The organism is Margalitia sp. FSL K6-0131 (genome assembly GCF_038008735.1).
Lineage (GTDB): Bacteria > Bacillota > Bacilli > Bacillales > Bacillaceae_C > Margalitia > Margalitia shackletonii.
Window position 1 is genome coordinate 23,407 of the sequence record NZ_JBBOZS010000003.1, and the last position, 23,447, is coordinate 46,853.

Below are 23,447 nucleotides of genomic sequence, written 5' to 3' on the forward strand. Positions count from 1 at the left end.
ATTAGCATATTTATACTGTGCGTTTTTTTTATCCCGGGAAGTCTCGATCTTTCGGTTCAGAATATCAGGACATCGCAATTATTAGGAGTAACAACAGAAATGCAAAAATTAGTGGATGAAGAAGGCGGTGTTACAAGTCGTGTATTAGATGTCAGTTCAGACCTAAAAAAATCAGGTTTAGAAGTATCTTTTACAGATGAAAACGGCAGTCCTATTTCAGGAAAACAAGATGTTGGGAAATACGTCTATATTCACTATAACTATAACTACGATGGTTTTACAAAAGACAATCATCTTGAAACAAGTAATTATGTTCTTATTTCAAGGCGTTAGACATAGAAAAGGTGGTGTATATATGAATAAAAATTTGCTTTCGTACTTGGCAAATACTAAGGTACTTTTAGTTGCAAGTATTGTATATATTTTTCTCTCAATTTTTCTCTCAAATGTTATATTAACGCTTATATTGAGTTTGTATGATTTTCTTACACTTTTCCTTAAAGACCAAAACGTAAGTATAGCAAATATAGGAATAACATCTTCAAGTATCTTAGAATTTAAACCCAAGTATTATTGGTTTTATATAGGTATGTTTGCTTTAAATATGTGGGGGTTGATTCGTACAGTTTATAAATTAAAAAAGAACTATGGAAATATTAATAAAGGGCAAAGAGGTACAAGTGAATTTACTACTTTGCCGGAATTAAAAAAACAATATCGGGCCGTTCCAGAAAAAGATAAGGAATATCCCGGTAATGGTGGAGTAGTAATTTCAAGGTATAAAGATACGATATTTATAGACGATAATCCCGTTAACAATCTCATTATTGGTACAACTCGTTCGGGGAAAGGTGAAACTTTTGTTGTACCTACAATAGATGTTTATTCAAGGGCAGAAAAAAAACCATCATTAATTGTCAACGATCCTAAAGGGGAACTGGCTGCTGCTAGTTATGAGACATTAAAAAAACGTGGTTACGAAGTTTTAGTCTTAAATCTACTTAATCCAAAAACTTCATTAAGTTATAATCCTTTACAACTTATAATTGATTCTTATAAAAACGGAGACTATTCAACAGCACAACAACTAACTAGAACTGTAGCCTATACATTATATAATGACCCTACGGCTAAAGATAAATTTTGGCAAAGTTCAGCAATGTCCTTGTTTAGTGCAATAGTGTTGGCTATCACGGCCGACTCTTTAAAAAAGGGAAAAGAAGAACAAATAACCTTATACTCTGTGGCTAACTTTTTAGCAAATCTAGGAGAGAAAGAGGACTTGGAGGGAAATAACGAATTAGACAATTTCTTTCAACGTCGCCCTGCAACAGATCCTGCGAAGCTTCAGTACGCAACAAGTAATTTTGCTAAAGGTAGTACAAGGGGTGGCATTTTTTCATCCACAATGGATAAACTACAAATTTTCACGGATGAAAATAATGCAAAAATGACATCTAAAAACACGATTGATTTAGAAGAAATAGGATTCGGAGAAAAACCAATAGCCGTGTTTATGGTTACCCCCGACTATGATTCGTCCAATCATGTATTAGCTTCAATATTTGTTCGTCAGTTATATTATGTGTTAGCAAAAAAAGCAACCATTTCAAGAGGTGGAAAATGCACTCGTGAAGTGGTTTTTCTTTTGGACGAATTTGGTAATATGCCGGCAATTGAGGGAATGAGTAACATTATTACGGTATGCCTAGGTAGAAACATTAAATTTAATTTAATTATCCAAGCGTATTCCCAATTGAAAAAATTATATGGGGAAGATGCCGATACCATCATTGGGAACTGTGGTAATCAAATTTATATATTAACAAATGATCTATCAACGGCAGAGCATTTTTCTAAGCTGGTCGGTAACGAGACTATTGTAGATATATCGCGATCTGGACAATCACTTTCATTTGAAAAAAATCATAGTGAAAGTAATATCGAGAGACCATTACTAACACCAAATGAATTAATGTCTTTAAAAGAGCAAGAAAGTGTCGTTGTTCGTGTAATTAAAAGACAAGATCTAAAGAGAGAAAAGATAAAACCAAAACCAATATACAATCATGATAAAACACAACTTAAGGCAAGATGGCAATATCTATCAGATACATTTGACACCTCTAAATCGGTCAACAATTTACCTATTATTGGGGAACATATAAAAGTTAAACTTGAGGATATTGTTTTTGGCACGAGGACACATAAGGACAAGTACTCAAAAATAATAGATTCATTTACACCTGGAGAATTAGAGGAAATATCTAATATTCTTCATGAAAAGCTGTCAGCTGATATGTTAGAAACGTATACCAAGTTTAAAGATTCACTAACAATTTTACAGTTTGCTGCTTTTATTACCCATGCAAAGACGGATTTCCAGCATGATGAATTAACCCTTATTAAGGAGACAATCAAGCCATATTTCTCCATAGAAGAATGGGAGAAATGGGATAGAAAGTTAGATTACATCGAGAAAAGAGAAAATAATGTATTTAATTTCGGGGAAGAGGAAGAAAATATTGCATTGGAAATGTATGGAGGGTTTTAAATGATGGAGTTATTAACGGAAAAAAATAGGGATATATATTTAGACTATTTCAGAATATCTAAAAATAAATTTTTTCGAACAAGGCTGCTATTTGCATTTCTGCTGCTAATGATTTTCATATTAGTAGTGTTTAGTACCAAAAAATATGTTTTATTTATAGGAATCCCCTTTGTAGGATTCCTATCATTTAAACTACCATATTATAACTTATTAAAAAGAAAAAAATATACGGATATGATTAAAACATTTATGTTTCCTAAATTTTTAAGATGCTTTCTATCTTTACTAGAAACTCAAGGAAATATTTATCAAACAATTAAAGCAACATTACCATATATTGAAGATCCAATAAAAACAGAAGTGGAAAAATTAATTGAAGGTATTAGTCAAAAAAATGAACGAGAACACTATATGAGATTTGCAGACTTTATTGGTACTGGCGAAGCGCATATGATTATGGGCATGATTTATGAATTTAGTGAACACGGGATAAACAAGGATGAATTACAGGAATTAGAAGGTTTAATAGATAAATTACAGACCAATAAAATTAAGGAATTGATTGAATATAGTGTCTCAAGAATGGATAAATACGCAAATCCAACGATTATCATTATGTTAGGATTTGTTTTTGCATTTGTTGTAAGCATGTTTATAAGTTTAGGTTCTCAAGTAATGAAACACCTATAATTCTTTTTTGGGAGTGGAAAAATAAGTATGGAACAACAATCATTTTTTAAAGGAAGTTTCGTCGAAGAAATAATGACAGATGAAAACATTACAGATATATCTTTTAATGGCACACAATGTTGGGTGCAGCACAATATAAAAGGGAGGTTTCTTTCTCCTGTGCAACCTACCCTAGAGCAGGTGGAGGTATTAATTAAAAGACTTGCGGATATACAAAAAAAAGAAATAACAACATCGAATCCAATTTTGGATACGGAAATCGAAGAATATCGGGTCAATGCCATGCACGAATCTATAAGTCCCTATGGAATGACCTTTGCTATTCGTGTATCTAAGCCGAGAAGAGCCATTCAATCTCTAACCCATTTAGCCAATAAAGATGTCGCTAAATTAATAGAAATTCTTGTTCGCGCTGATAGTAACATTATCATTTCTGGAAAGACAGGAAGTGGAAAGACAGAGCTGCAGAAAACCTTAGTAGGGCTAATCCCTGATTCAAAAAAGATTACACTCTGTGAAGATACGATGGATAGTCATATTAAACAGTTATATCCTGAAAAAGATATTAATAGTTGGACTACCTTAATTGATGATAACCGAAATAAAAATATAGAATTTGTGGATTTAATAAAAGCTGGGTTGAGGAATAATCCAGATTGGTTACTTGTAAGTGAAACAAGAGGGGCAGAAGCCTATAATGTATTAGATTCCGCATTAACGGATCATCCCATTATCACAACCTTACATGCTAAGGGTGCAGCAGCTATTCCAAGTAGATTAATTAAAATGATAAATCAAGGTACAAAAAATAATGATCCAATCTTATTAGGAAAAGAAATTGTAGAGTATTTGAAGTTTGGGATTCACATGAAGATGAAAGAAACAGAAAATGGAATTGTCCGTTATATTAAAGAAGTTGTAGAATTTATTGATTATGGAGAAAAAGGTGCTGAATATATTCCGATTTATCGTCAAAACAAGGTTTATGACCATAAGGAGAAAGTTTATAAAGATGTCTATGAATTTTCTCCTCTATCTAAGGATACTATTAGCACATTAGAGGACTATGAGTTATATCATGAACTGCCAGAGTGTTTTATTCCAAAAGAAAAAGTGGCATAAAAAAGGCATTATTTCGGCAGGATATTGGCATACTAATGTCACTCCAAATGATGTATATTATTAGTATCCCCCTCATATTAAGAAGAACTATATACACAAATTTTAGAACTTACAAGTCGTTATTGACTTGTAAGTTTTTTTATTTAGGAGGTAAAAAAATGAGAAATAATCAGGTTGTTTTAGGAGCATTAGGAAAAGGCAAAAATACATTTGTTTTCCCTGAAATGAAGGAGTTTTATAACGTTAATACAGTATTGATGGGCTATGCAGCAACGGGAAAAACTCAAACACTTAGATATTTAATAGAAGGTTCTTTATGCAAAAACAAAAAAATCTTACTCTTGGATTTTTTTAATGAAAACATGGAGTTTACCAATAATATTAATGGTGAAAATGTTTCAGTTGGTCAAATTGAACGACTTTGTGAAACGAAAGCAAATTTTATAAATCTTTATTTTGCTAAGGATAGATATTTCGAAAAAAGTTATTTGGATGCCATATACGACATACTTTACAAGCTTCCTGCTGATCTATACAAACTGAATATTGATTATTTAGTCATAGATGAGGGACAGCGATTAATTTCGCCAAACTATTTAGATATATTCTTAGAAATTTTAGAAATCGTTAATGGCTGCGGCATTCATATCATTCTCTCTGTCCAAAATTTATATGAAGAATGGAATGAACTTACAAAAACGTTCCCGTATAAGGTCATTTTTAATGATACCTTTCGTTATCCTGAAATACATCAAATAACCGACTGTTTACCAAGGGGACATAGTATTTTGATAGATAGTAAAAATAAACCATTATATGCTATTAGGCCAACAGCATTTAAACATTAATCACTTTGGAGGGGTAAAAATGAAAAAACAATTAAATATTTTAAAAGAACTTTTCTCGGGGTGGGCTATCTTCGGTTACATAGTCACCTTTTTTTTATTGTGTGCAATTTACTTCTACGTGATTTCTAATAATCTACTCTTCACTATATTATCGGGAATTATCGGTTCAGTGTTTATCTTAAAGCACTTTACTGCCCAAAACAAAAAAATTAAGAAAGAGTTATATCTCCTAACAGAATTAAATAAATACTCTTCCTCTATTGCATTCTTTCTGCAAACAGGAAAAAATGTTCTTTATGCCTTAGAAGAAACAAAGGAACTTGTTGATCCGCAAATTCAAAAAGATATTCAAAAAACCATTGATACATTAAGGAATAAAGGACAATTAGACATATCCCACTTTAAAAAATATAACTTCAGTGCCTTAGATGTATTTCATAAAACACTTCAAATTAAATATGAACAAGGTGGCAATGCAAAAGATATGTTTAAGCAGCCAAACAAGGATATAAATTTTGAAATAACAAGTAGAGACGAATTATGGAGAAGAAAAACATTTAAGGCAAACCAGGTATACGCAATGTATGGTATTGTCCTTTTGACCCCAATTGGAATGAAGTTCTTTGTGAAAAACCTTTATAGTCAATTTTTGAATCTGTCATTTTCGGGGATAATATGCTTCGTCTTCTTTGTCTCAATTTTAGTATCCGTATTATATTTACAACGACAAAAAGGTGATATTTCGTTAAAACTATAATACGAGAGGGGGTTATATAAAAATGGATGTTTTACCGATATTAGAAAAATTTCGAGACATCTTAGAAGTTACCAATATATTCACCTACGGGATAAGGGAATTAGGTTGGTTAACTATTAAAGGCTTAATGTGGTGTGTTGATGGAGTTGAATCTGTCACAGACAAAGTACTCACCTTAAACGACTTTTTTAACTATGATGCCATAAGTAAACTGCTTGTTAAATTTAGACCCGTACTTTGGGTCTTACTGGGTATATCTATTATTTTTATAGGCTATCAGTTAATTTTTAATAAACTAAAAGATCGTTCGAGTATCGTATTTAATATTATTCTAACTATAACATTTGTTCTAATTTTACCGCAATTAATGGTAAAACTTAATGGAATTACGACAGATGGCATTAATGCAATAAGTGACAGTCAAAAAGCTAATTCGTCAGCGCAAATTGTAAAAGAAAATTTAGCTGATGTTTATTATTACGCGCAAAAAGATTTCAAACTACAAAGTCCAAGTAAAGGCTATGTCAATATGCTTCCATTGGATAAAATTAAATATTTGGATATAACAGAGACAATAGATCCAGACGATAAAAACATTAAAAATGATGTTCTTAAATATAAAGTAGCTACCGATGTAAAAGGTAACCCTACCGAGGTTGAATTAGATTCAGGTTGGTTTGGGATAGGCGATGAATCCTACTACAGATGGAAGATGAATTTCATTATTATTATAGTCTCGTTAGTAACAACATTAATAGCCTTGGTAGTTACGGTTGTAAAAGCAGGAAGGATTATGTTTGAATTAGCATTTAATAAAATCTTTGGTTCTATTGTTGCGGTCACAGATTTATCCAGTGGTCAAAGGACAAAACAAATATTAAGTCATATTCTATCGTCTTTTGCGGTACTTTTCTTTATTGCATTGTTACTAAAAATATATATATTTTATTCGGGTTGGATATCAACCGTAGATTCAAAAATAGGTTCCTTTGGAAGCCTATTATTACTTGTGGCTGGAAGCTTTGCGTTAATTGATGGGCCAAATATTGTAGAGCGTATTTTAGGTATAGATGCAGGGCTGAAAAGTGGATGGCAAACACTCGCTGGAGGTTATTTTGGAGTAAAAGCAGTTGCCGGAGGACTTAAAGGTGCAAAAAATACCGTAGCAAATGCAGCAGGAAAAATGGGCGGTTTGGTCAGTGGTGCTACTGGAATGGCAAAAGGTATTAGTAACGGAATTAAACAATCGGAAGTTCCGTCGATGAAGGACATGAAGGGTGGGGTCAATCCAAGCAGTAACCCAAGTACAGAGTTATCGTCTGGAACCTCACAGATTAATCAAAATGACCAAAGTATGGATAATCCTGAAAACAGTGGTAGTATACCAAATAATACGAATGTAAATAGTCTCAATGATACCCAACCAATCAATAGTACAAATAGTATGAATAGGAAAAATCATAACCAACCTAATATGCCTATTAATACTAATGGACAAAACGGAAATAAATCTAATGTACCTATTAGTCAAAACAGAATGAGTAATAACCATCCAAATATTCCTGTTAGCCAAAATGGAATGAGTAGCAATCATCCAAATGTTCCTGTTAATAGTAATATGAGAAACAATCAGGCGAATGGAAAAGCAGCTAATAAACCAATTGAGCCAGGGATAAGACAGCATAACCTTAATAACAACATAGGTACATCAACACCTATTTTTGACCAACATGGTAATACTTTAAGTTCTGTTTCACCTATGAATGATAGTCAAGCAAAATCTGAAAGTAATTCTTTCAGTCCTTTGAATGAACAATTAAATACAAATATATCTCCGGCTCAAAGTAATGGGGTGAAAACCGAAGCCAATTCTTCTTTAAATCCCGGCCATATAGTTCCTCAACATCAATATACTTTAGGAGGGCAAAATAGATTTAGACAACGGATGAAAGAAACGCATGCCAAGGCGCATAATACAGGATATAACATTGGACAATCGTTAAGAAAAGGAAATGACTTCATAAAAGGTAAAAGTTTAACCTCATCCCCAAATAGCAGTCAGCATTTAAAGGATGTATTAAATATAGGAAATAAGAGAGAGGAGTAAAATAAAAAGTGCGATATACTATACCAAAAAGTGTAAAAAGCGAAATTAAAATAACTAAATCACTATATCTCAAAGATATAGTGATTTTTTTTGCGGTTTTTTTCATTGTCAGTCGTTTTGATTCCTATATCCATAAAATATTGATTATACCATATTACATTTTCTTTTTAGGAATTACGTTATATTTTCTACTGCCGTCACTAAACAATCCTAAAAAAAGAAACTACCATTCCTATTATTATTTTTTAATCAAAAGCAAAGTCAAATATCATTCATTAGATGTCCATGCTATTGAAAATGAGATTGCTTTAAACAAAGCTAACATTCAAGAGGTGAATTCAATTGGAGAGTAATGAAAAAAGTGAAAAAATTACACCTATTATTGTAAACCCTTTGGAAAGCGACGATTCAAAGAAAAAAAGAAAAACCTTCATTTCTCTTAAAAAGTATCGGTTAAAAAGAAAAGAAACAGAACCTAAAAAGAAGAAGGCTAGAGTGCTTCATCAAACAAAAGATATATTACCATTTTTATCATATGATGAACAAAATAATGTAATTGTAACCAAGACGGGGTATATGGACATTTTACAGATCAAAAGTAGAGACATTTATTCATTTAATGAGGACGAAGTTCAACGAAATATATATGAATATACGAAGTTTTTAAGAACGTATATTCCTGACATAAAAGAAGTAGCGTTAAGTTTCCCGGTTAATACTACGGAGCAGCAACAATATATTCAACGAAAAATTGATAAAACCAATAATCCTATCTTTTTAAAATACCTACATCAAAAACATTTTGAATTACAGTTGTTAGAAAAACACCGAACAAACTTAGAATATTTTTTGTTTATTTATGCCAGGGATTTAACTTCCATTATTGAAAGAAGAAAAACGGTAATAAGACTGGCCAAACATTCTTTAGGAGTTAGCATGATTACAGAAAATAAGAAATGCGACATTATTTTCAAAATGAATAATCAAAATTCAAAAATCTTATAGAAAGGAACGGATTTCATGATTCAGAATATACTATCGTTTTTTAAAGAAAAAGAGAATGATTTAGATACCAAGAAGAAAAAGCAAAAACATGACCCTTCCTTCTTAGCAGCAATCCAACCTCAAGGCGGTGTATCTTTTCCTGAACGGTACATAAAAAAAGGGGATGGTTATGAAGCAGTTATCCATATTTACGATTATCCAACCGAAGCAACGGACTTTTGGTTGGCCAATATTGTCAATATGAAAGATATAATTGCAGTAACTGACATTGCAACAGAAGATCGCAGTAAAGCCGTAGCAGAAGTAAATAAAAGCATGGAAGAACAGACTAACCGTTTAAATTCTCAACAAAATGCAATTAGTCATATTGACTCATCAAATTCATTACAATCACTAGTAGACCTCTATCAACAAATTAGCCAACAAGGTGAAGTAATGAAGTATATGCATGTTAGATTATTTGTGCATGGAAAAACAACCTTAGAATTAGAACAGAAGGTTAAAGAAGTCTTAGAAGATTTAGAGGGCTATAGTTTTAGAGGTTCCATATTCTTAAATGAATCAGAATATGAATGGAAGTCACTCTTTTTGCCCTATGAGGAACAGTTGAAGTTACCACCAAAACGGGAAGGAAAGGCGCTATCTGCTTTTGCATTAGCAGGCTCCTTTCCTTTTAATTTTTCAGAGTTGAATGACCCACGTGGAACCTTCTTTGGGACAACAAACACGGGTGGAAATGTTATCCTGGATATATTTCATAAGGATAAGAAAAGACGATATTATAATGCACTTGTTGCAGGTACAATGGGCGCTGGTAAATCGACACTCCTAAAAAAATTAATGCTAGACAGAGCTATACGAGGTGATAAAGTCAGATCTATAGATGTAACTGGGGAATTTGAAAAACTAACATTAGAATTAGATGGAAAAGTTATTGCACTTGATGGAAGTGCAGATATCATTAATCCTCTACAAGTTTTAAAAACGTCAGAAAATGAACATCAATCCTTTATGAATCATTTGTCAAAATTAAGTATGACATATCGCTTTCTTTCCCCTAATGCCTTAGATGAAGATGTTAAAGATTTTGAAAAGGTACTTAGGGGATTATATGAATCTATGGGATTGGTTGAGCGTATCGAAACAACAGGTATTACAACCTTGGATGAAACAGAATATCCAACGTACAGTGATTTTTTAAGATATGTACAAGAAGAATTATATTCAGATATTGGGCAAAGAGAAATTCGGAAGAATCTAAGCAAAGGAAGGATAGAAAGATTAGAAAAAATAGAATTAACACTAGAGAATATCGTGCATAATTACGGATACTTATTTGATGGACATTCAACAATAAAAAATATTATCGAGGAACCCATTGTATCTTTTTCCATACGGAATCTCACACAATTAAAAAAGGAAATCTTTAATGCACAACTTTTTAGCATTTTATCGCTGCTTTGGGATAACATGCTTCAAAATGGAAAACCACAATTAGATGCTTTATATGATGATGGTTTGGCTATTGAAGACATTATCAATTATTTAATCATCATTGATGAATCCCATCGTTTAATCAACATCAATAATATGCTGGCCGTGCAATTTTTAACGGACTTTGAACGTGAAGCTAGAAAGTATTTAGCAGGTTTAATTTATGCTTCTCAAAGTATTCGAGATTACGTTCCAGATGATGCCCCATCGGAGGTAGTAGGAGAAATCAAAAAGTTATTTGAACTTACACAATACAAATTTATCATGCAGCAGGATTCAAACTCACTCAAAACTATGCGCCAAATTTTTGAAGGGCAGTTAAGTGAAAGTGAGTTAGGGAGTATTCCTCAACTACAGGAAGGGGAGTGTATACTTGCGATAAATGGAGTTGGAAACGTCTCGTTTAAAGTAGATGCTAGTGACGAAGAACTTGCTCTATTCAGAGGTGGATTGTAATTGAAGCTTATTATAAATTTTATTAAAAGGCATGTATGGTTAAGCATATTTGGAGTAACAGGAACAATCTATATTATTTTGTTTCTGTTACTCCTTTTACTTATTATAGGATTTCTATATTCCTCAAACAATTCAAATAACACACAAATTGGCGGCACACAAACATGTGGGGAATTAATACAATCACCGGCAGCAGAAAAAGTCTTAAAATACCGTTCTATTGTCGAGAAGGAATTAGATAAAGAAGGTATTTCGAAAGAATATACACCATGTTTTTTAGCCCAAATGCTTCAAGAAAGTGGTGGAAATCCACCCGATGTTTTTCAGGCTTCAGAAAGCAAATACGGTCAAATTGGGATGATTAAAACCGTTGATGAAAGCGTTCAGCAGGCCGCAATTAGGTGGGAGCAAATTACAGAGTTATTGGAGTATTTAAAACTACCATTTAGTATTGAATTGGTTTGGCAAACGTATAACTTCGGTAGTAATTATGCATTTTGGTTAGCGGATAATAAGGAAGAATATTCCCTGGATACGGCTTTCAAATATTCTAGTGAAATGTATCAAAGATTAAAAGACAAAGGAATTTATAAATGCCATTATGCAGAGCAAAAGGGTTCCGCCTGTTATGGCGATTTTATGTATGTAGATCATATAAAAAGATATTTAATGCCTACAGGCGGAGATAACAACGGAAGTAATTTTCAATTTCCTTTCGTGAATATTCCGTTTGTAGTAACGTCAGAATTTGGACAAAGGTGGGGAGAAATGCATGCAGGAATTGATTTGGTTGCATATTTAGGTGCCCCAATTTCTGCAATAGATGACGGGGTTGTTGTTGCTTCCTTACCTACTTCACAAAGTGGAGGTTATGGTGAAATGGTGACAATAAAACATAAAAATGGATTGTATAGTCGATATGGCCACATGAGAAAAAGATTTGTAAAAGTAGGCGATAAGGTGAAAAAAGGAGACGTTATTGGAGAACAAGGAAACACCGGGGAATCAACAGGAAGTCATCTTCATTTAGAAATTAGAAGCGCCAATGATTACGATAAAGGTCACGCTATGAACCCAAGAAACTATTTTAAATTTCCTTAATGTAGCTTACTCCATATGACTAAAAAGCTAAAAAAAATAAAGAAGTGAGGAATAAAAAGGAATAAAAATAATATCATCCATGATAGAAAATAGGATATTTCAAGAGAAACAATAATGGTTATTGATTCTCCCATACCACACTTTCCTTTATTCTTAATCGCATATTTTGAGGACTTAGGATATTGTGTATATAAACATTTGGAAGGAACCGAAGGTGAAAAAACAACCTTAAGTGATATAGAAAAACTCTTTGGTTATAACAAAAGAAAATCACTTCGGAAAATACCAAAAGACAAGATAATAATTGAAGTAAAATATCCAGACTTTTATGAATATGAAAACATGACAAAAAGATTTTTTTTATTTAGACCAAACAAAACTGATGCAAAAAGCTGCTTTGACATCATTAATTATATTTGGGGGAATTTTGAAAAGGCAATGCAAAAGTTAGAACACATTAGAACAATATAAGTAAAAAATCAGCATAAAGAAGGGAGATAAGCGAACATTGAATATCATACGGAGTAAAAAAAATATAAGTTATATTATCATTATCGCAGTACTTTTATGTATTGCGATTTTATTTTTTACATCTAAGACTTACATGTATGATGGCGATCCGATAATGCAAACACCTTTTAATCAGGAATTAAGGACATTAGATAGAACAGCAATAACTTTACAACGATGGGAGTATAATCCTAAAAAGAATCTAATGGAAATTGAGTTTAAAGCAAAAAATGTTTCGAGCAATCCGTTTCCTGCAAAACTATCTTTTGTTGCAAAAGAAAAGCAAAATCCAGCAAAAAATTTACCATTAAAAATAGTTTTTCATTCTAACGATGTATATGTAATCCAAATTAAAAAAGTGCCTGAAAAATATAAGGTTGTAGGATTATTTATTAAAGAAAAAGACGATCAAATGGATACAAATACGATAGATGATAGCGAAACAACAGAATCAACTACACAATCTAATAACACAATTTCGAAGCTGAATTTGTATGGAGATTACCGAGAAATAAAAGTAAATAAGTCATTAACCATTAAAAATAAGAAACAGTATATTACGGACGGAATTGAAAACGAAATCAGATTACAGAAGATAGAAATAGATAATTTAGAAAAGGGAATCTCGTTACAAGATGGAATAATTGAAGAACTCCAAAAGCAAATAAAAGAACTGGAAGTAAATAAAAAATACCAAACAAAAAATGAAATTACGGATACAAATGCCGAAATAACCACGAAAAAAAATGGCATTCAAAGTGCTAAAGACACACAAAATGATATGCGGAAAAAATTAAAAGATACGCAAGAAAAAATTAAAAAGTTAGAACAAAAATTAAAAGATGCCGCACAAAAATTTCAACAAGAAAATCAAAAAAAGTAGAAAAAATTCAGTCCATAAATATGTAGAAAATCTATAGAAACCATGTAGAAAACATATAGAAAATTGTCTTTATCTGTTCCCACGGTTTTGTTAGGCACTGCCTAACTTCACACCTTCGGTGGGAACAAAAACCCCTTATGCTCTTTCCCCCTTCCCAAAGGGTAGGGGGAACAAAGGAGATGTGATGCACGCATGGAAATTAGAGTTAGGGATTTAGATCCGTACACGGTCAAAATGATTGATGAACAAGCGAAAAAAAAGAAGCAATCACGACAACAATATTTGAAAAATGTTCTCGAAAATTTATCAGCTACCAAAGAATTAAAAGAACAAGAAGAAAGATTTATAAAGTTAAATAATCAAGTACTTGCTGCACTTAATCAAAACACTTTAGTAATGCAAAAAATGATAAGAATAATAGATGAATTAACTCTTATGGAGGATGGTGAATAAGGGTGAAGAAAACACAAAAAAATTTGTATCTGTTAGAAGATACAATCCAATATATCGAAAACTATGGAAAAGAAAATGGAGGTCTTAAAATTGGCCAAGCATTAGAAAAAATCATAGAAGAGCATAAAAAATTATCGAATAGATATATTGATGACATAGCAAACGCTGTTGTCGATAAACTTCATAATGATTTAGTTCGTATACGGCTCGGAACTAATACGGCAGATCGAAATACAAAAGTAATTCTTGAACTTCTTAACCACGTATTTATTGATAAAGAATTTAAAAAGGAATACAAAAACTTTATTACTACCGAGAAATATAAAAGTAAAAGTTTAATAGAAGCAGAAGCAGCAGTAAAAAAACAAGTTGATACCTATCGTTTAAAAAGATTGGAAAGAGAAGTCAAACAAAAAGGTGAATAAAAATGACCACACCGGGAGTTGTTCTAAAAACAAAATTCCTATATTCTTCATCACAAACCTACACCGATTATGTTGAATATGTAGACAGAGAAGAAGCCAAGCGAAATAAAATGTATGGTAAATTTTCCTCTTTCAGTTATAACCATGCTGAAACAGAAAAGGAAAACCAACAAAATAAAATTAAAAATAAAAAAGAAGATATTGAAAAAAAATATAACAAGCAAAAAGAAGAAAAAATAAAGCTAGAAAAATTAGTTGCAAGAAAAGAAAAATATGATAAATATCATGATTATATGAACAATATTGATTCCATTGCAGAGTTATTCAAATATGAGAATGACATTTTATCTTGGAGAGAAAAAAAAGAACTGAAACCTATTTATCAGGATTTAATAAAAGAAATCGAAGATTATACGGGGGAAGAGGAAGCGTTTGAAAAAGTTTCTAAACTCATAGATACCTACATTATCAATAAAAAGGACAACCTTCAGTCGATGATTGAGAAAAAAGAACGATATATTGTAAAAATAAAAGAACACATTGAAAAGCAAAAAGAGGAAGTTACTAAACTGGAGGAACGCTTAGCAAATTATGATTTATACATGGATTATATGGACAATCCAGAAAAGACTTCTTCCTTATTTACGGAAACATCTGATTCGTTAACAATTAATGAAAAAAAGAAATTGAAAGAAGTCTTTCAGCATGCACAAAAAAATGGGAGTGTAATGTGGCAAGATGTCATAAGCTTTGACAATGAGTGGTTAGAAAAGCATGGAATTCTTGATAAAAAGACTAAAACAATTGATGAATCAAAATTAAAAAACGCTACAAGATTAGCGATGGATGAAATGCTTAAAAGAGAAAAAATGAAACATAGTGCGATTTGGTCTGCTGCAATCCATTTTAATACTGACAATATACACATTCATGTTGCTACTGTAGAACCTGTGCCAACGCGTACAAGAGGAAAAAGAAAACCGCAGACACTTTCAATGATGAAATCAAAAGTTGTAAATAATATTATGGATCGCAGCGAAGAGTATAAAAAAATAAATGACTTATTAAGGAAGAATATTGTTGGAGAAAAAAAGAATATATCTTCCTTGAGTAATCGAAAAACAAAAAAACTATTTCTTTCTATACTCAAAGAGTTACCAAATGATCGTAGACAATGGAATTATAACTACCATTCTATTTCTCATTTAAAGCCATTAATTGATGAAATGAGCAATATTTACATTGAAAAATATCATAAAGAAGATTTTAAAGCGTTAAATGAAAAACTTGATCGAGAAGTAAAAATGATGAAAGAAGCTTATGGAGAAGGCACAAAGGAAAAAAGGCTTTATGAAAACTTTAAAAAGAATAAGATTGACGATCTTTATGTTAGGTTAGGAAATGCTTTTTTAAAGGAAATGCGGGAATATAAAGAAAAAAGTCAAATGCCATATAGGGTAGTTCGTGAAAAACCAAAAGCTTCAGAAAAGAAGAATACCAGGGAAATCTTACGGAAAAATATGTCGGTCCATTTTTCTTTAAAAAAGTTACAACGTCACTTTAATAATGAATATGAAAATTGGAAAAATCAAATGTACTATGAACGCTTACAACAAGAAATAGAAAACGCAAATGATTATGAAAGGTAAATATGTCATATGGCAGCATTTTGGCACAAAAAAGGCAGTTAGTTGACAGAGTAATTACATTATAATAGTAGTATGGAGAATCACACACGAATAGGTATGTGGTTCTTTTTTTATTATAAATGCAATTTACAAAAGTTCATAAAAAAAGAAAACTTAGACATGCTTCCAAGTTTTTTGTAGGACAATATCAGAAATTGTAGGACGTTTAACGTTGTATTTTTGAGCAAGATAATTTTGAGTAACAGTTTTTTGTGCACCCTCATTAATAGCTTGTTCATATTCTTGACGGATCTTAATGACAGCTTCTGTGGTTAGCTTTACTTGGTTATTTTTTTCACCGAGTTGAGTCTTTCGAAGCTTTTCTTTGTATTTGGTAGTTGAACGTAAAACACATCCTTCTTTGAGTGACCTGGCACCCTTAAGTTCAGTGTTTAGACAATGCTTAACTTTACTAGCAGAGCAATCTAGAAGATTTGCAACTTGTCTTATAGAAAGCTTTTTATGGTAATACAAGTATTCTACTTCTTTAACAAAATCATTCAAAATATCCCCTCCCTGTGACGAGGATATAATTAAATTATTAAGTTGTAAATAGTAGATAAGTTAAGAGGGTGGTTACAGAATTCAAATAAAACTATCTACAAAAATGTTTTGAAGAATATCAGATCCAAAATGAGACATAAGAAAGGTGATGGAAATGAGGGTTTTTAAAATGAATGATTATGATTGGGTTTGTGCAGAAAACGAAGGACAAGCAAAGGAATATTACAAGAAAGAAACAGGATTTAACGAAGATGAAATCGAAGAAGAATTTTTAGGTGATGTTAGTCTTAATGACACAATGCTTGTAAGTGTTGATGATTTGCCAGAAGAAGAAAAAATGATTACACAGTTATATATGAGAAATGTTGGTGGGGAATTATTTGTCCAAAAACCTTTCTCTTGGGTAATTGAAAAGGAAAATATCACTAAGCCTTGTATCATTTGCTCAACAGAATATTGATGAACAGTTCGTTAGTAATCAGACCAATTATTAACCGCAAATTTTAAGTAAACTGGAGGAATTAAAATGGAAAATATTAAAGTATGTTTACACAAAAAGAATGCTCACACACTGGGGTAGCGTCAGGATTATGCGTAATAACAACGCTAAGGAAATAAACCTTGTTCCAATAGGGTTTAATCTATTGAGACTTAACCGATTTTGCGTCAAATAAAGCTTGCTAGTGTCTCGTATGACTTGTCTCAAAAGTCTTATCGTTGTTAAATCCTTCATTTTTAATGCTGAAAACAGCTAACCGTTGTAAATCCGCATTTTCGGGACGCTACCCCACACTGGAAAGAAATGAAAAAGGGAACTGGTTTTTAGATCAAAAAGAAGTAACTCAAGACGAAGCAATAAATGAATTAGTTGAAGCCGTTAAAGATTTAGGTTACTGGTGTCAGGTTGCAAAGGATGTATTGCCTACTGAACAATTTGAAATGGTTCAAGAAGCATATGAGTACGAATAAGATTAGTGTCGTATTTCGAAGATTGAAGGGAGCTTTAAAAAATGAATAATAAATGTGATTTTTGCAGACAAGAAATTAATAAAGACTATGAATATAAATGCCCAACATGTGGGACAGAAGTAAACAAGTAATGTCGTAGTACGAAGAGGAAGGTATGATTTAGAATGGAAAACAATGTGAAAAAGATGATTGAAGAAGCTCCAGAACGGTGTCCAATTACAGGATTAGAAAAGTGTGAGAACTATGTCATTGATGAAAATGTAGTTTATCTACCATATCCTCCTTATGATGCTTATACGTTGCCTGTTTATGATGAAAATGATAAAGCATTTTATAGGACAAAGTACGATATGGACGATGATTTTAGAGAAGAAGTTGAGTATTTATGTGATTTAGCTGATTTAGCGAATCATCCTAATCTAATAGAAATAAAGAAATTCTATAACATTATGTAATGTCGCTTTACGAAGAAGAACTGACAAAATAGGAGGAATAATAATGGTGCATAAAGGGCTTTTTATAGGTTGGGCTAATAATGAGAAATCAATCAAATTTGATTCAATTAAAGAGGGGAAAAATACAAGAGTAGAGGGAAACATTATTTTATGTGAATTGGGGAAAGCGAGAAAATCTATTACTTTTAAACAGAATGAATTTAAAGAAGAATTAGCACCTATTAACGCAAAAATCGAGTATGGTCAAATTGATGGTGAAAAAGTTATAAGAATGACTTATGATTTGTGATTCAAATTAATATTAAAAGTTACGGAAAAAAGTTCTAGTTTAAGAAACAGTTGAAATCTTATGTTTAGTAGAGGAGAATCAAAAATGAGCAAAGAAGAAAAAATGATTTATCGAATAGTGGCACATAAGGAAGGAATTACGATTACTGCCGAAACTCAAAATGATGTTACTTTTGATGAAGCTAAGAAAATAGCGATTACAGATGTTCTAGGTATGACAAATAAAACAATTCAATATGAACCATTTGTAGTTTTACCTGTTACGACAAAAGAACGTTGGGAAGCTAAAACAATTAATTTTTGTCCGAGATGTGGAGCCAATCTAAAAGATTATGAGTTAGAGGAATCGGCTAATTTTGAATGCTATGAATGTGATACATCAATGGACATTCATATTCATAATTGGATGGAAGATTAATGTCGCAGTTCGTTTCAGATATGAACAATTATGCGAAATAAAGGAAGGGTTTTAAATTGACTAAAGCATACGACATTGTGGACTTATGGATGAAATTCTGCGAAGCCAATAATACAACGTATGTTGGGTGGTCGCATGGTACACATACATTTGTAGATAAAGAAGGAAAGCAAAAGAAATGGTATCACTTAACTGAACAACAATTAAGAGATTTATTTGATTAGTATTAAGTCGTAGTTCAAGAAGAACTTACAAAATAGGAGGGATAATAATGGAGCATAAAGGACTTTTTGTAGGTGGTGTTAATAGTGATAAATCAATCAAATTTGAATCACATAAAGAAAAGGACAGTACAAGGGTAAAGAATATAATTGGCTTTGGAAAAATGGGTACTGGAATGTCATATCATTTTACGGATCTCTCTCAAGTGAACCATAAGCTAGTTAATAAAGGATAAAAGGAGAATGCAGGGCTTATCGTTTTGAACAGACCATGTTATTTGACCTTTCACTCTCGTCCCTGCATAACTAAAATTTGATACTTTACAATCAGTTTATCTAGTTCTTGGCTGACTTGAATAGTTTCTGCTGCATTTAACCCTTCTTGGGTACCTACGTAATACATGACTTGTCTAAGATGGTTGATTTTGTTTGATAATTCCTTTTTGTCTTTGGCTAGGAGATTAGTCATAATAATCAACCCTTTCTTTAAACCTATAATTTGTAATATTATGACATATTTTGTTGAAAATTGAAATAAAAAAATCACTATCAAAGGGGCAATAGAAATGGAGAAAGATGAATCAGAAATAGAAAAAGAAAATTCGATTTGCATGGTTTGTTATAGGACATGCCGAAGCAGTTATTAAAGATTACGGTGAAGTGTACACAGATAAGGAAAAATAATTTCTAAAATAATACTGGATAAAGCAAAGGAAATGGGGCTTTATAAAGATTAATCAAAAAGGGGAAAAAACATATGACTGTTTTTATTAGTGCACTCTTCGGAGGGTTACTCGGTTGCTTTTTATCCACTCCCGTTTTAATTACATTGTTTGTAGTTAGTGTTGTGATAATGTTGATAGTTTTAAGGAAAGTCGAATATATTTTTATCTTAGTCGGAGTAGCAATATTCATTACAGCGATAAAATTTTTGCCGCCAACATTTACCTACTTGGTAGAAATCACAAGAAATAGCCATCATAAAGGATTGATAATAGGGATATTTATTCTGATTATGGTCAGCATACTATTTTTATTGTATAAAGTATCAAAATGGGAAGAAAATGAAACAACTAAAAAATTACTGTAAAAATACAGAGGTGAGTTGATGAGAAAAAGTAAGAAAAGGAAAAAGCAAGCACAGTCAGAACTTCTGTTCATTTTAATATTGTGTTTATCGGGAATCAGTTATTACTATACAAAATCACTAACACTTGCGATAAGTGTTTTTTTTATTCTTATTTTAATAATTATTGCCTATTATTTTTACAAAAATAATAGAATTGAATCCCGTTTAAGAAAGTCAGGAATTCGCGAAATTGATAAAATGGATGGTTTGCAATTTGAAAAATATTTAGTTGCTTTATTTAAAGGTCTTGGTTATAAAGCCAAAGGGACTCCGTCAACAAATGATTTTGGAGCCGATCTAATACTGGAAGGGAAAGAGCGCATAGTTGTACAGGCTAAAAGATACAGAGATAAAGTTGGCATAAAAGCCGTGCAGGAGATTGTTTCAGCAAAAGAATATTATAATGCAAATCAGGCATGGGTAATTACGAATAATTTCTTTACTCCAGCAGCAGAAAAATTAGCTAGGTCTACAAATGTAAAATTAATTGATCGAAATGGACTCCAAGATATGATTATTAAAATAAATCCTTCTGTTACACCAAAGGAAATTCGACAAACTGTTGCACCTAAAACTATTAATTGTCCTAAATGCGGAAATCCTATGATTGTTAAAAGTGGTAAATATGGAGAGTTCTTTGCTTGTTCGAAATATCCCATATGCAAAAATACCAGGCAGATTGCTAAATAAATTATGAGGTGAATTAAGATGATAAGCCTAGAGGAACGTCAGGAAATGATTACAGTATTAGAATTGGTTTCATTGTACAGTTACGAATATCTAAAATCATTAAATGATGAAAAATTAGTAGAGTTATATAAAGAGAAACAAGGAAAATGATCTAATGACAACCACGAATAAATTTTACAAAGGATTAGTTTTTGCGTTTATCCTAAGCATTCCACTTTGGGTATCGTTTTTTGGATGGATAAGAATTTTTAAGAACATTATTTTTATTATATTTAATTCGTGAAAGGATGAACTAATGTGAAGGAATTATTTGTCTGTGAAAAACCTGACCAAGCTAAAAGTTATGCTGAAAGTCTAAGCAAAGATTTTATTGCTAAAAAAGGTTACTACGAAGGAAGAGACGGAAAGGTATTCACCTATGCTTTTGGACACTTAGTCTCTTGTAAATCGCCTGAAGAAATCAATCCTGATTGGGGATGGAAGGGTAATGTTGAAACCCTTCCTTTTTTTATTCGCAATATACCGTTAAAGCTTCAGGATGATAAAAAAGAGCAATATCAAATTATTAAGAAGCTTATGGAGCAGGCAGAAATTATATATAACTCGACAGATGCAGGACGCGAAGGAGAACACATTTTTAGAAAAATATATAAGTTAACAGGATTAAATAAACAAGTGAAACGTATATGGTGCCAAGACATGACCAATACCGGCATTCAAAAAGCTTATGCCAATGCAAAAGATGCGAATGAATTTGAAGGACTTGCACTCGCAGGACAATTGCGTGAAGAAGCAGATCTATTAGTAGGAATAAATGCAACTCAACTATTAACAAAATTAAGTAAAAGTACAAAGTTGCTTTCTCTTGGCCGAGTACAGACACCCACTTTGGCTATGATTGTTAAAAGAGACAGTATTATAGAAAGCTTCCAAAAAGTACTTCATTATACCATCGTGGCGGAAACACAAAAGAAGGAAATAGATTTTGAACTGTTAGTAGAAAAGGATACACAGTTAACAAAAGAGGAAGCAATAAAAATCTTAAATTCGTTGAATAAACGTGAAAATTACACTTGCGAAATTAAAGAAGAAAAGGAAAAACCAAAAAATTTATTTGATTTAACTAAATTACAAATGCACATGAATGATCGTTTTGGCTGGTCGGCGAAGAAAACACTCGATATTACACAGATGTTATATGAAAAAAGGAAATTAGTAACCTATCCAAGAACTAGTTCGCAGTATATCGCTAATGATGAAGAAATACCTGAATTACTTAAGCAGCATTCTGATAATCCGTTTATCAAACATGTATTAGACAATAATTATACGATTGAAAAGTCATTTGTAGATCCTAGCAAAGTAACTGACCATGAAGCTATTATTATTACTTCTGAAATACCAAACTTTAATGCACTTTCACAAGACGAAGGTATATTATACACCGAGATCTTTAACCGTTTTGTAAGTGCCTTTTATCCTCCGGCTATTTATCAAAAATCAATTGCCTTCTTTACGGATAATGGCCATACATTCAAAGCAGAGGAAAAAGCATTAATTAAACTTGGTTGGAGAGAGGTATTTGCGGAGCAGACAAAAGTACCTCTTTTACCTGAATTAACGATGAACAATATACAGGAATATCAGTTAAAAGCCAAGGAAACGTCCCCACCTAAACGTTATAACGAAAAGTCTCTATTGAGTGATATGGAAAACGCAGGTAAATTCCTTCAAGATGAGAGTGATAAAAAAATAATGAAAACAGTAGAAGGAATTGGAACACCTGCAACTCGTGCAGCAATTATCGAATTGCTTATTAATAGAGAATTTGTTGAAAGGAAAGGCAAACAATTAGTATCTACCAAACTAGGTAGAGACATCATTGGGATGATGCCGCAGGGTTTTAGCTTATATAGTCCCAAACTGACTGCGTTATTTGAAAACATGCTTTTAGACGTTCAAAATAACCAAATGAGTAAGGATAAATTTTATTCTAATTTAGAAACGCTTGTTAAAAACATTGCTACTGAAATTAGGCAAAATATTAAAGAAGTCGCTACAGATACATCCGTAAAGGAAGTTGTTGCAAGGTGTCCTAAATGTGGTAAGGACATGTATGAGGGTACCAAAAACTATTATTGTAGTGGATATAAAGATGGGTGCAAAACGAGCCTTTGGAAAAACGGGTTAGAGAAACTCGGAAAGAAAAATATAACCGTCAGGGAAGCAAAGAAACTGTTATCAGGTGAAAAGGTTAAAGTGAATCTAAAAAGCCAGTCAGGAACCTCCTACCAAAAGGAGGTGATTTTTAATAAGGAAAAATCATGGGTAGAAATAGTTAAATAAGATTAAGTAAGCATTGATAAAAACTGGAATATATCAATACTTTTCTTTTTAAGAAAGGGGAATTCTATTTTGGGGAAAGCAGTAAAAACAGTAAAAACATACACAATTAAAGACTTACAGAATGATGAAACACACATGCAGTTAAGTGAAGATGATGTCTTGTATTTCGCAAATGATATATTTTGGAATGATCCAGACGTCGAATTTACAGATATAGACAAAGCAATTGTTGCTATTGAAAATAGTGATTATGAAGTAACCGAGGTTCCAGAAGTTATAAAGGAAAAACCTATTAGAAAAAAGAAAATCTTCGAATTAGAGCGATAAAGTAAGT

General features: G+C 32.0%; 30 protein-coding genes. 28 read left to right on the forward strand and 2 right to left on the reverse strand.

Annotation, left to right across the window (positions count from 1 at the left end; genetic code table 11):
- Positions 1–99 precede the first annotated feature (99 nt).
- The 16 genes from NSQ59_RS27650 to mobP2 all read left to right on the forward strand — a co-directional run bounded on the left by NSQ59_RS27650 (position 100) and on the right by mobP2 (position 16,054).
- Complete coding sequence (locus NSQ59_RS27650) at positions 100–333, forward strand: hypothetical protein (protein ID WP_340833381.1); 234 nt, start codon at positions 100–102, stop codon at positions 331–333.
- Positions 334–355: 22 nt separating this feature from the next.
- Positions 356–2,554 (forward strand): VirD4-like conjugal transfer protein, CD1115 family, encoded by a 2,199-nt coding sequence (locus NSQ59_RS27655; RefSeq protein ID WP_340833383.1) that lies wholly within the window; start codon positions 356–358, stop codon positions 2,552–2,554.
- On the forward strand, positions 2,555–3,244 hold the full coding sequence (locus NSQ59_RS27660; protein WP_340833384.1) for a flagellar assembly protein FlaJ: 690 nt from the start codon (positions 2,555–2,557) through the stop codon (positions 3,242–3,244).
- Between the two features lie 27 nt (positions 3,245–3,271).
- Positions 3,272–4,366, forward strand: a complete 1,095-nt coding sequence (locus NSQ59_RS27665; RefSeq protein WP_340833385.1) for a CpaF/VirB11 family protein — start codon at positions 3,272–3,274, stop codon at positions 4,364–4,366.
- 158 nt (positions 4,367–4,524) lie between these two features.
- Positions 4,525–5,214 (forward strand): hypothetical protein, encoded by a 690-nt coding sequence (locus tag NSQ59_RS27670; RefSeq protein WP_340833386.1) that lies wholly within the window; start codon positions 4,525–4,527, stop codon positions 5,212–5,214.
- Between the two features lie 19 nt (positions 5,215–5,233).
- Positions 5,234–5,971 carry a hypothetical protein gene (locus tag NSQ59_RS27675; RefSeq protein ID WP_340833388.1) on the forward strand — a complete coding sequence of 246 codons (738 nt, stop codon included), beginning with the start codon at positions 5,234–5,236 and terminating at the stop codon, positions 5,969–5,971.
- Between the two features lie 22 nt (positions 5,972–5,993).
- A complete protein-coding gene (locus tag NSQ59_RS27680; RefSeq protein ID WP_340833390.1) occupies positions 5,994–8,078 on the forward strand; it encodes a pLS20_p028 family conjugation system transmembrane protein in 2,085 nt (694 codons plus the stop codon).
- An 8-nt stretch (positions 8,079–8,086) separates the two neighbouring features.
- Positions 8,087–8,431, forward strand: coding sequence for a DUF5592 family protein (locus NSQ59_RS28060; protein ID WP_445669252.1), 345 nt, complete (start codon positions 8,087–8,089; stop codon positions 8,429–8,431).
- Entirely contained in the window at positions 8,421–9,083 is a 663-nt protein-coding gene (locus NSQ59_RS27685; RefSeq protein ID WP_340833391.1) for a hypothetical protein, read from the forward strand. Before NSQ59_RS28060 ends, NSQ59_RS27685 begins: the two co-directional genes overlap by 11 nt.
- Before the next feature lie 15 nt (positions 9,084–9,098).
- Positions 9,099–11,033 carry a VirB4 family type IV secretion system protein gene (locus NSQ59_RS27690; RefSeq protein ID WP_340833393.1) on the forward strand — a complete coding sequence of 645 codons (1,935 nt, stop codon included), beginning with the start codon at positions 9,099–9,101 and terminating at the stop codon, positions 11,031–11,033.
- The gene (locus NSQ59_RS27695) at positions 11,034–12,134 is read left to right on the forward strand and encodes a lysozyme family protein (RefSeq protein ID WP_340833397.1); all 1,101 of its coding nucleotides are present in this window, start codon (positions 11,034–11,036) and stop codon (positions 12,132–12,134) included. It begins immediately after the preceding gene.
- Positions 12,135–12,248: 114 nt separating this feature from the next.
- A complete protein-coding gene (locus NSQ59_RS27700) occupies positions 12,249–12,605 on the forward strand; it encodes a hypothetical protein (protein ID WP_340833399.1) in 357 nt (118 codons plus the stop codon).
- 37 nt (positions 12,606–12,642) lie between these two features.
- Positions 12,643–13,527, forward strand: a complete 885-nt coding sequence (locus tag NSQ59_RS27705) for a coiled-coil domain-containing protein (protein WP_340833401.1) — start codon at positions 12,643–12,645, stop codon at positions 13,525–13,527.
- A gap of 192 nt (positions 13,528–13,719) precedes the next feature.
- Positions 13,720–13,980 (forward strand): hypothetical protein, encoded by a 261-nt coding sequence (locus NSQ59_RS27710; protein ID WP_340833402.1) that lies wholly within the window; start codon positions 13,720–13,722, stop codon positions 13,978–13,980.
- Between the two features lie 2 nt (positions 13,981–13,982).
- Complete coding sequence (locus tag NSQ59_RS27715) at positions 13,983–14,405, forward strand: hypothetical protein (protein WP_340833403.1); 423 nt, start codon at positions 13,983–13,985, stop codon at positions 14,403–14,405.
- A gap of 494 nt (positions 14,406–14,899) precedes the next feature.
- On the forward strand, positions 14,900–16,054 hold the full coding sequence (mobP2, locus tag NSQ59_RS27720) for a MobP2 family relaxase (RefSeq protein WP_445669253.1): 1,155 nt from the start codon (positions 14,900–14,902) through the stop codon (positions 16,052–16,054).
- A gap of 153 nt (positions 16,055–16,207) precedes the next feature.
- Here mobP2 and NSQ59_RS27725 read toward each other — a convergent pair whose 3' ends face one another.
- A complete protein-coding gene (locus tag NSQ59_RS27725; protein WP_340833405.1) occupies positions 16,208–16,597 on the reverse strand; it encodes a hypothetical protein in 390 nt (129 codons plus the stop codon).
- A 169-nt stretch (positions 16,598–16,766) separates the two neighbouring features.
- On the opposite strand from NSQ59_RS27725, the gene NSQ59_RS27730 reads away from it, so the two are divergent.
- From NSQ59_RS27730 to NSQ59_RS27760, 7 genes are all read left to right on the forward strand, one after another.
- Positions 16,767–17,057: a hypothetical protein gene (locus NSQ59_RS27730; RefSeq protein ID WP_340833406.1), complete on the forward strand. Its 291-nt coding sequence runs from the start codon at positions 16,767–16,769 to the stop codon at positions 17,055–17,057.
- A 257-nt stretch (positions 17,058–17,314) separates the two neighbouring features.
- Complete coding sequence (locus tag NSQ59_RS27735; protein WP_340833407.1) at positions 17,315–17,566, forward strand: hypothetical protein; 252 nt, start codon at positions 17,315–17,317, stop codon at positions 17,564–17,566.
- Positions 17,567–17,730: 164 nt separating this feature from the next.
- Entirely contained in the window at positions 17,731–18,021 is a 291-nt protein-coding gene (locus NSQ59_RS27740; protein ID WP_340833408.1) for a hypothetical protein, read from the forward strand.
- Between the two features lie 43 nt (positions 18,022–18,064).
- Entirely contained in the window at positions 18,065–18,310 is a 246-nt protein-coding gene (locus NSQ59_RS27745) for a hypothetical protein (RefSeq protein ID WP_340833409.1), read from the forward strand.
- Positions 18,311–18,394: 84 nt separating this feature from the next.
- Positions 18,395–18,727 (forward strand): hypothetical protein, encoded by a 333-nt coding sequence (locus tag NSQ59_RS27750; protein WP_340833410.1) that lies wholly within the window; start codon positions 18,395–18,397, stop codon positions 18,725–18,727.
- Between the two features lie 56 nt (positions 18,728–18,783).
- Positions 18,784–18,951, forward strand: a complete 168-nt coding sequence (locus NSQ59_RS27755) for a hypothetical protein (RefSeq protein WP_340833412.1) — start codon at positions 18,784–18,786, stop codon at positions 18,949–18,951.
- A 47-nt stretch (positions 18,952–18,998) separates the two neighbouring features.
- On the forward strand, positions 18,999–19,184 hold the full coding sequence (locus NSQ59_RS27760) for a hypothetical protein (RefSeq protein ID WP_340833413.1): 186 nt from the start codon (positions 18,999–19,001) through the stop codon (positions 19,182–19,184).
- A gap of 50 nt (positions 19,185–19,234) precedes the next feature.
- On the opposite strand, the gene NSQ59_RS27765 is transcribed toward NSQ59_RS27760, so the two are convergent.
- Positions 19,235–19,417, reverse strand: coding sequence for an aspartyl-phosphate phosphatase Spo0E family protein (locus NSQ59_RS27765; RefSeq protein WP_340833414.1), 183 nt, complete (start codon positions 19,415–19,417; stop codon positions 19,235–19,237).
- Between the two features lie 288 nt (positions 19,418–19,705).
- Between NSQ59_RS27765 and NSQ59_RS27770 the strand changes: the two genes are divergently transcribed.
- From NSQ59_RS27770 to NSQ59_RS27790, 5 genes are all read left to right on the forward strand, one after another.
- Complete coding sequence (locus NSQ59_RS27770) at positions 19,706–20,038, forward strand: hypothetical protein (protein WP_340833415.1); 333 nt, start codon at positions 19,706–19,708, stop codon at positions 20,036–20,038.
- Positions 20,039–20,056: 18 nt separating this feature from the next.
- On the forward strand, positions 20,057–20,767 hold the full coding sequence (locus NSQ59_RS27775) for a restriction endonuclease (RefSeq protein WP_340833416.1): 711 nt from the start codon (positions 20,057–20,059) through the stop codon (positions 20,765–20,767).
- An 18-nt stretch (positions 20,768–20,785) separates the two neighbouring features.
- Positions 20,786–20,917 (forward strand): hypothetical protein, encoded by a 132-nt coding sequence (locus tag NSQ59_RS27780; protein ID WP_340833417.1) that lies wholly within the window; start codon positions 20,786–20,788, stop codon positions 20,915–20,917.
- A 147-nt stretch (positions 20,918–21,064) separates the two neighbouring features.
- Positions 21,065–23,113, forward strand: a complete 2,049-nt coding sequence (locus tag NSQ59_RS27785) for a DNA topoisomerase (protein ID WP_340833419.1) — start codon at positions 21,065–21,067, stop codon at positions 23,111–23,113.
- Between the two features lie 69 nt (positions 23,114–23,182).
- A complete protein-coding gene (locus NSQ59_RS27790) occupies positions 23,183–23,440 on the forward strand; it encodes a hypothetical protein (protein ID WP_340833420.1) in 258 nt (85 codons plus the stop codon).
- The last annotated feature ends 7 nt before the right edge of the window (positions 23,441–23,447 follow it).

Bases quoted from the DNA above. Each gene is read 5' to 3' on its own strand.
- NSQ59_RS27650 (WP_340833381.1), top strand. From the start codon at position 100: ATGCAAAAATTAGTGGATGAAGAAGGCGGTGTTACAAGTCGTGTATTA.
- NSQ59_RS27655 (WP_340833383.1), top strand. From the start codon at position 356: ATGAATAAAAATTTGCTTTCGTACTTGGCAAATACTAAGGTACTTTTA.
- NSQ59_RS27660 (WP_340833384.1), top strand. From the start codon at position 2,555: ATGATGGAGTTATTAACGGAAAAAAATAGGGATATATATTTAGACTAT.
- NSQ59_RS27665 (WP_340833385.1), top strand. From the start codon at position 3,272: ATGGAACAACAATCATTTTTTAAAGGAAGTTTCGTCGAAGAAATAATG.
- NSQ59_RS27670 (WP_340833386.1), top strand. From the start codon at position 4,525: ATGAGAAATAATCAGGTTGTTTTAGGAGCATTAGGAAAAGGCAAAAAT.
- NSQ59_RS27675 (WP_340833388.1), top strand. From the start codon at position 5,234: ATGAAAAAACAATTAAATATTTTAAAAGAACTTTTCTCGGGGTGGGCT.
- NSQ59_RS27680 (WP_340833390.1), top strand. From the start codon at position 5,994: ATGGATGTTTTACCGATATTAGAAAAATTTCGAGACATCTTAGAAGTT.
- NSQ59_RS27690 (WP_340833393.1), top strand. From the start codon at position 9,099: ATGATTCAGAATATACTATCGTTTTTTAAAGAAAAAGAGAATGATTTA.
- NSQ59_RS27700 (WP_340833399.1), top strand. From the start codon at position 12,249: ATGGTTATTGATTCTCCCATACCACACTTTCCTTTATTCTTAATCGCA.
- NSQ59_RS27710 (WP_340833402.1), top strand. From the start codon at position 13,720: ATGGAAATTAGAGTTAGGGATTTAGATCCGTACACGGTCAAAATGATT.
- mobP2 (WP_445669253.1), top strand. From the start codon at position 14,900: ATGATTGAGAAAAAAGAACGATATATTGTAAAAATAAAAGAACACATT.
- NSQ59_RS27730 (WP_340833406.1), top strand. From the start codon at position 16,767: ATGAATGATTATGATTGGGTTTGTGCAGAAAACGAAGGACAAGCAAAG.
- NSQ59_RS27740 (WP_340833408.1), top strand. From the start codon at position 17,731: ATGGAAAACAATGTGAAAAAGATGATTGAAGAAGCTCCAGAACGGTGT.
- NSQ59_RS27745 (WP_340833409.1), top strand. From the start codon at position 18,065: ATGGTGCATAAAGGGCTTTTTATAGGTTGGGCTAATAATGAGAAATCA.
- NSQ59_RS27750 (WP_340833410.1), top strand. From the start codon at position 18,395: ATGAGCAAAGAAGAAAAAATGATTTATCGAATAGTGGCACATAAGGAA.
- NSQ59_RS27760 (WP_340833413.1), top strand. From the start codon at position 18,999: ATGGAGCATAAAGGACTTTTTGTAGGTGGTGTTAATAGTGATAAATCA.
- NSQ59_RS27765 (WP_340833414.1), bottom strand. From the start codon at position 19,417: ATGACTAATCTCCTAGCCAAAGACAAAAAGGAATTATCAAACAAAATC.
- NSQ59_RS27770 (WP_340833415.1), top strand. From the start codon at position 19,706: ATGACTGTTTTTATTAGTGCACTCTTCGGAGGGTTACTCGGTTGCTTT.
- NSQ59_RS27775 (WP_340833416.1), top strand. From the start codon at position 20,057: ATGAGAAAAAGTAAGAAAAGGAAAAAGCAAGCACAGTCAGAACTTCTG.
- NSQ59_RS27780 (WP_340833417.1), top strand. From the start codon at position 20,786: ATGATAAGCCTAGAGGAACGTCAGGAAATGATTACAGTATTAGAATTG.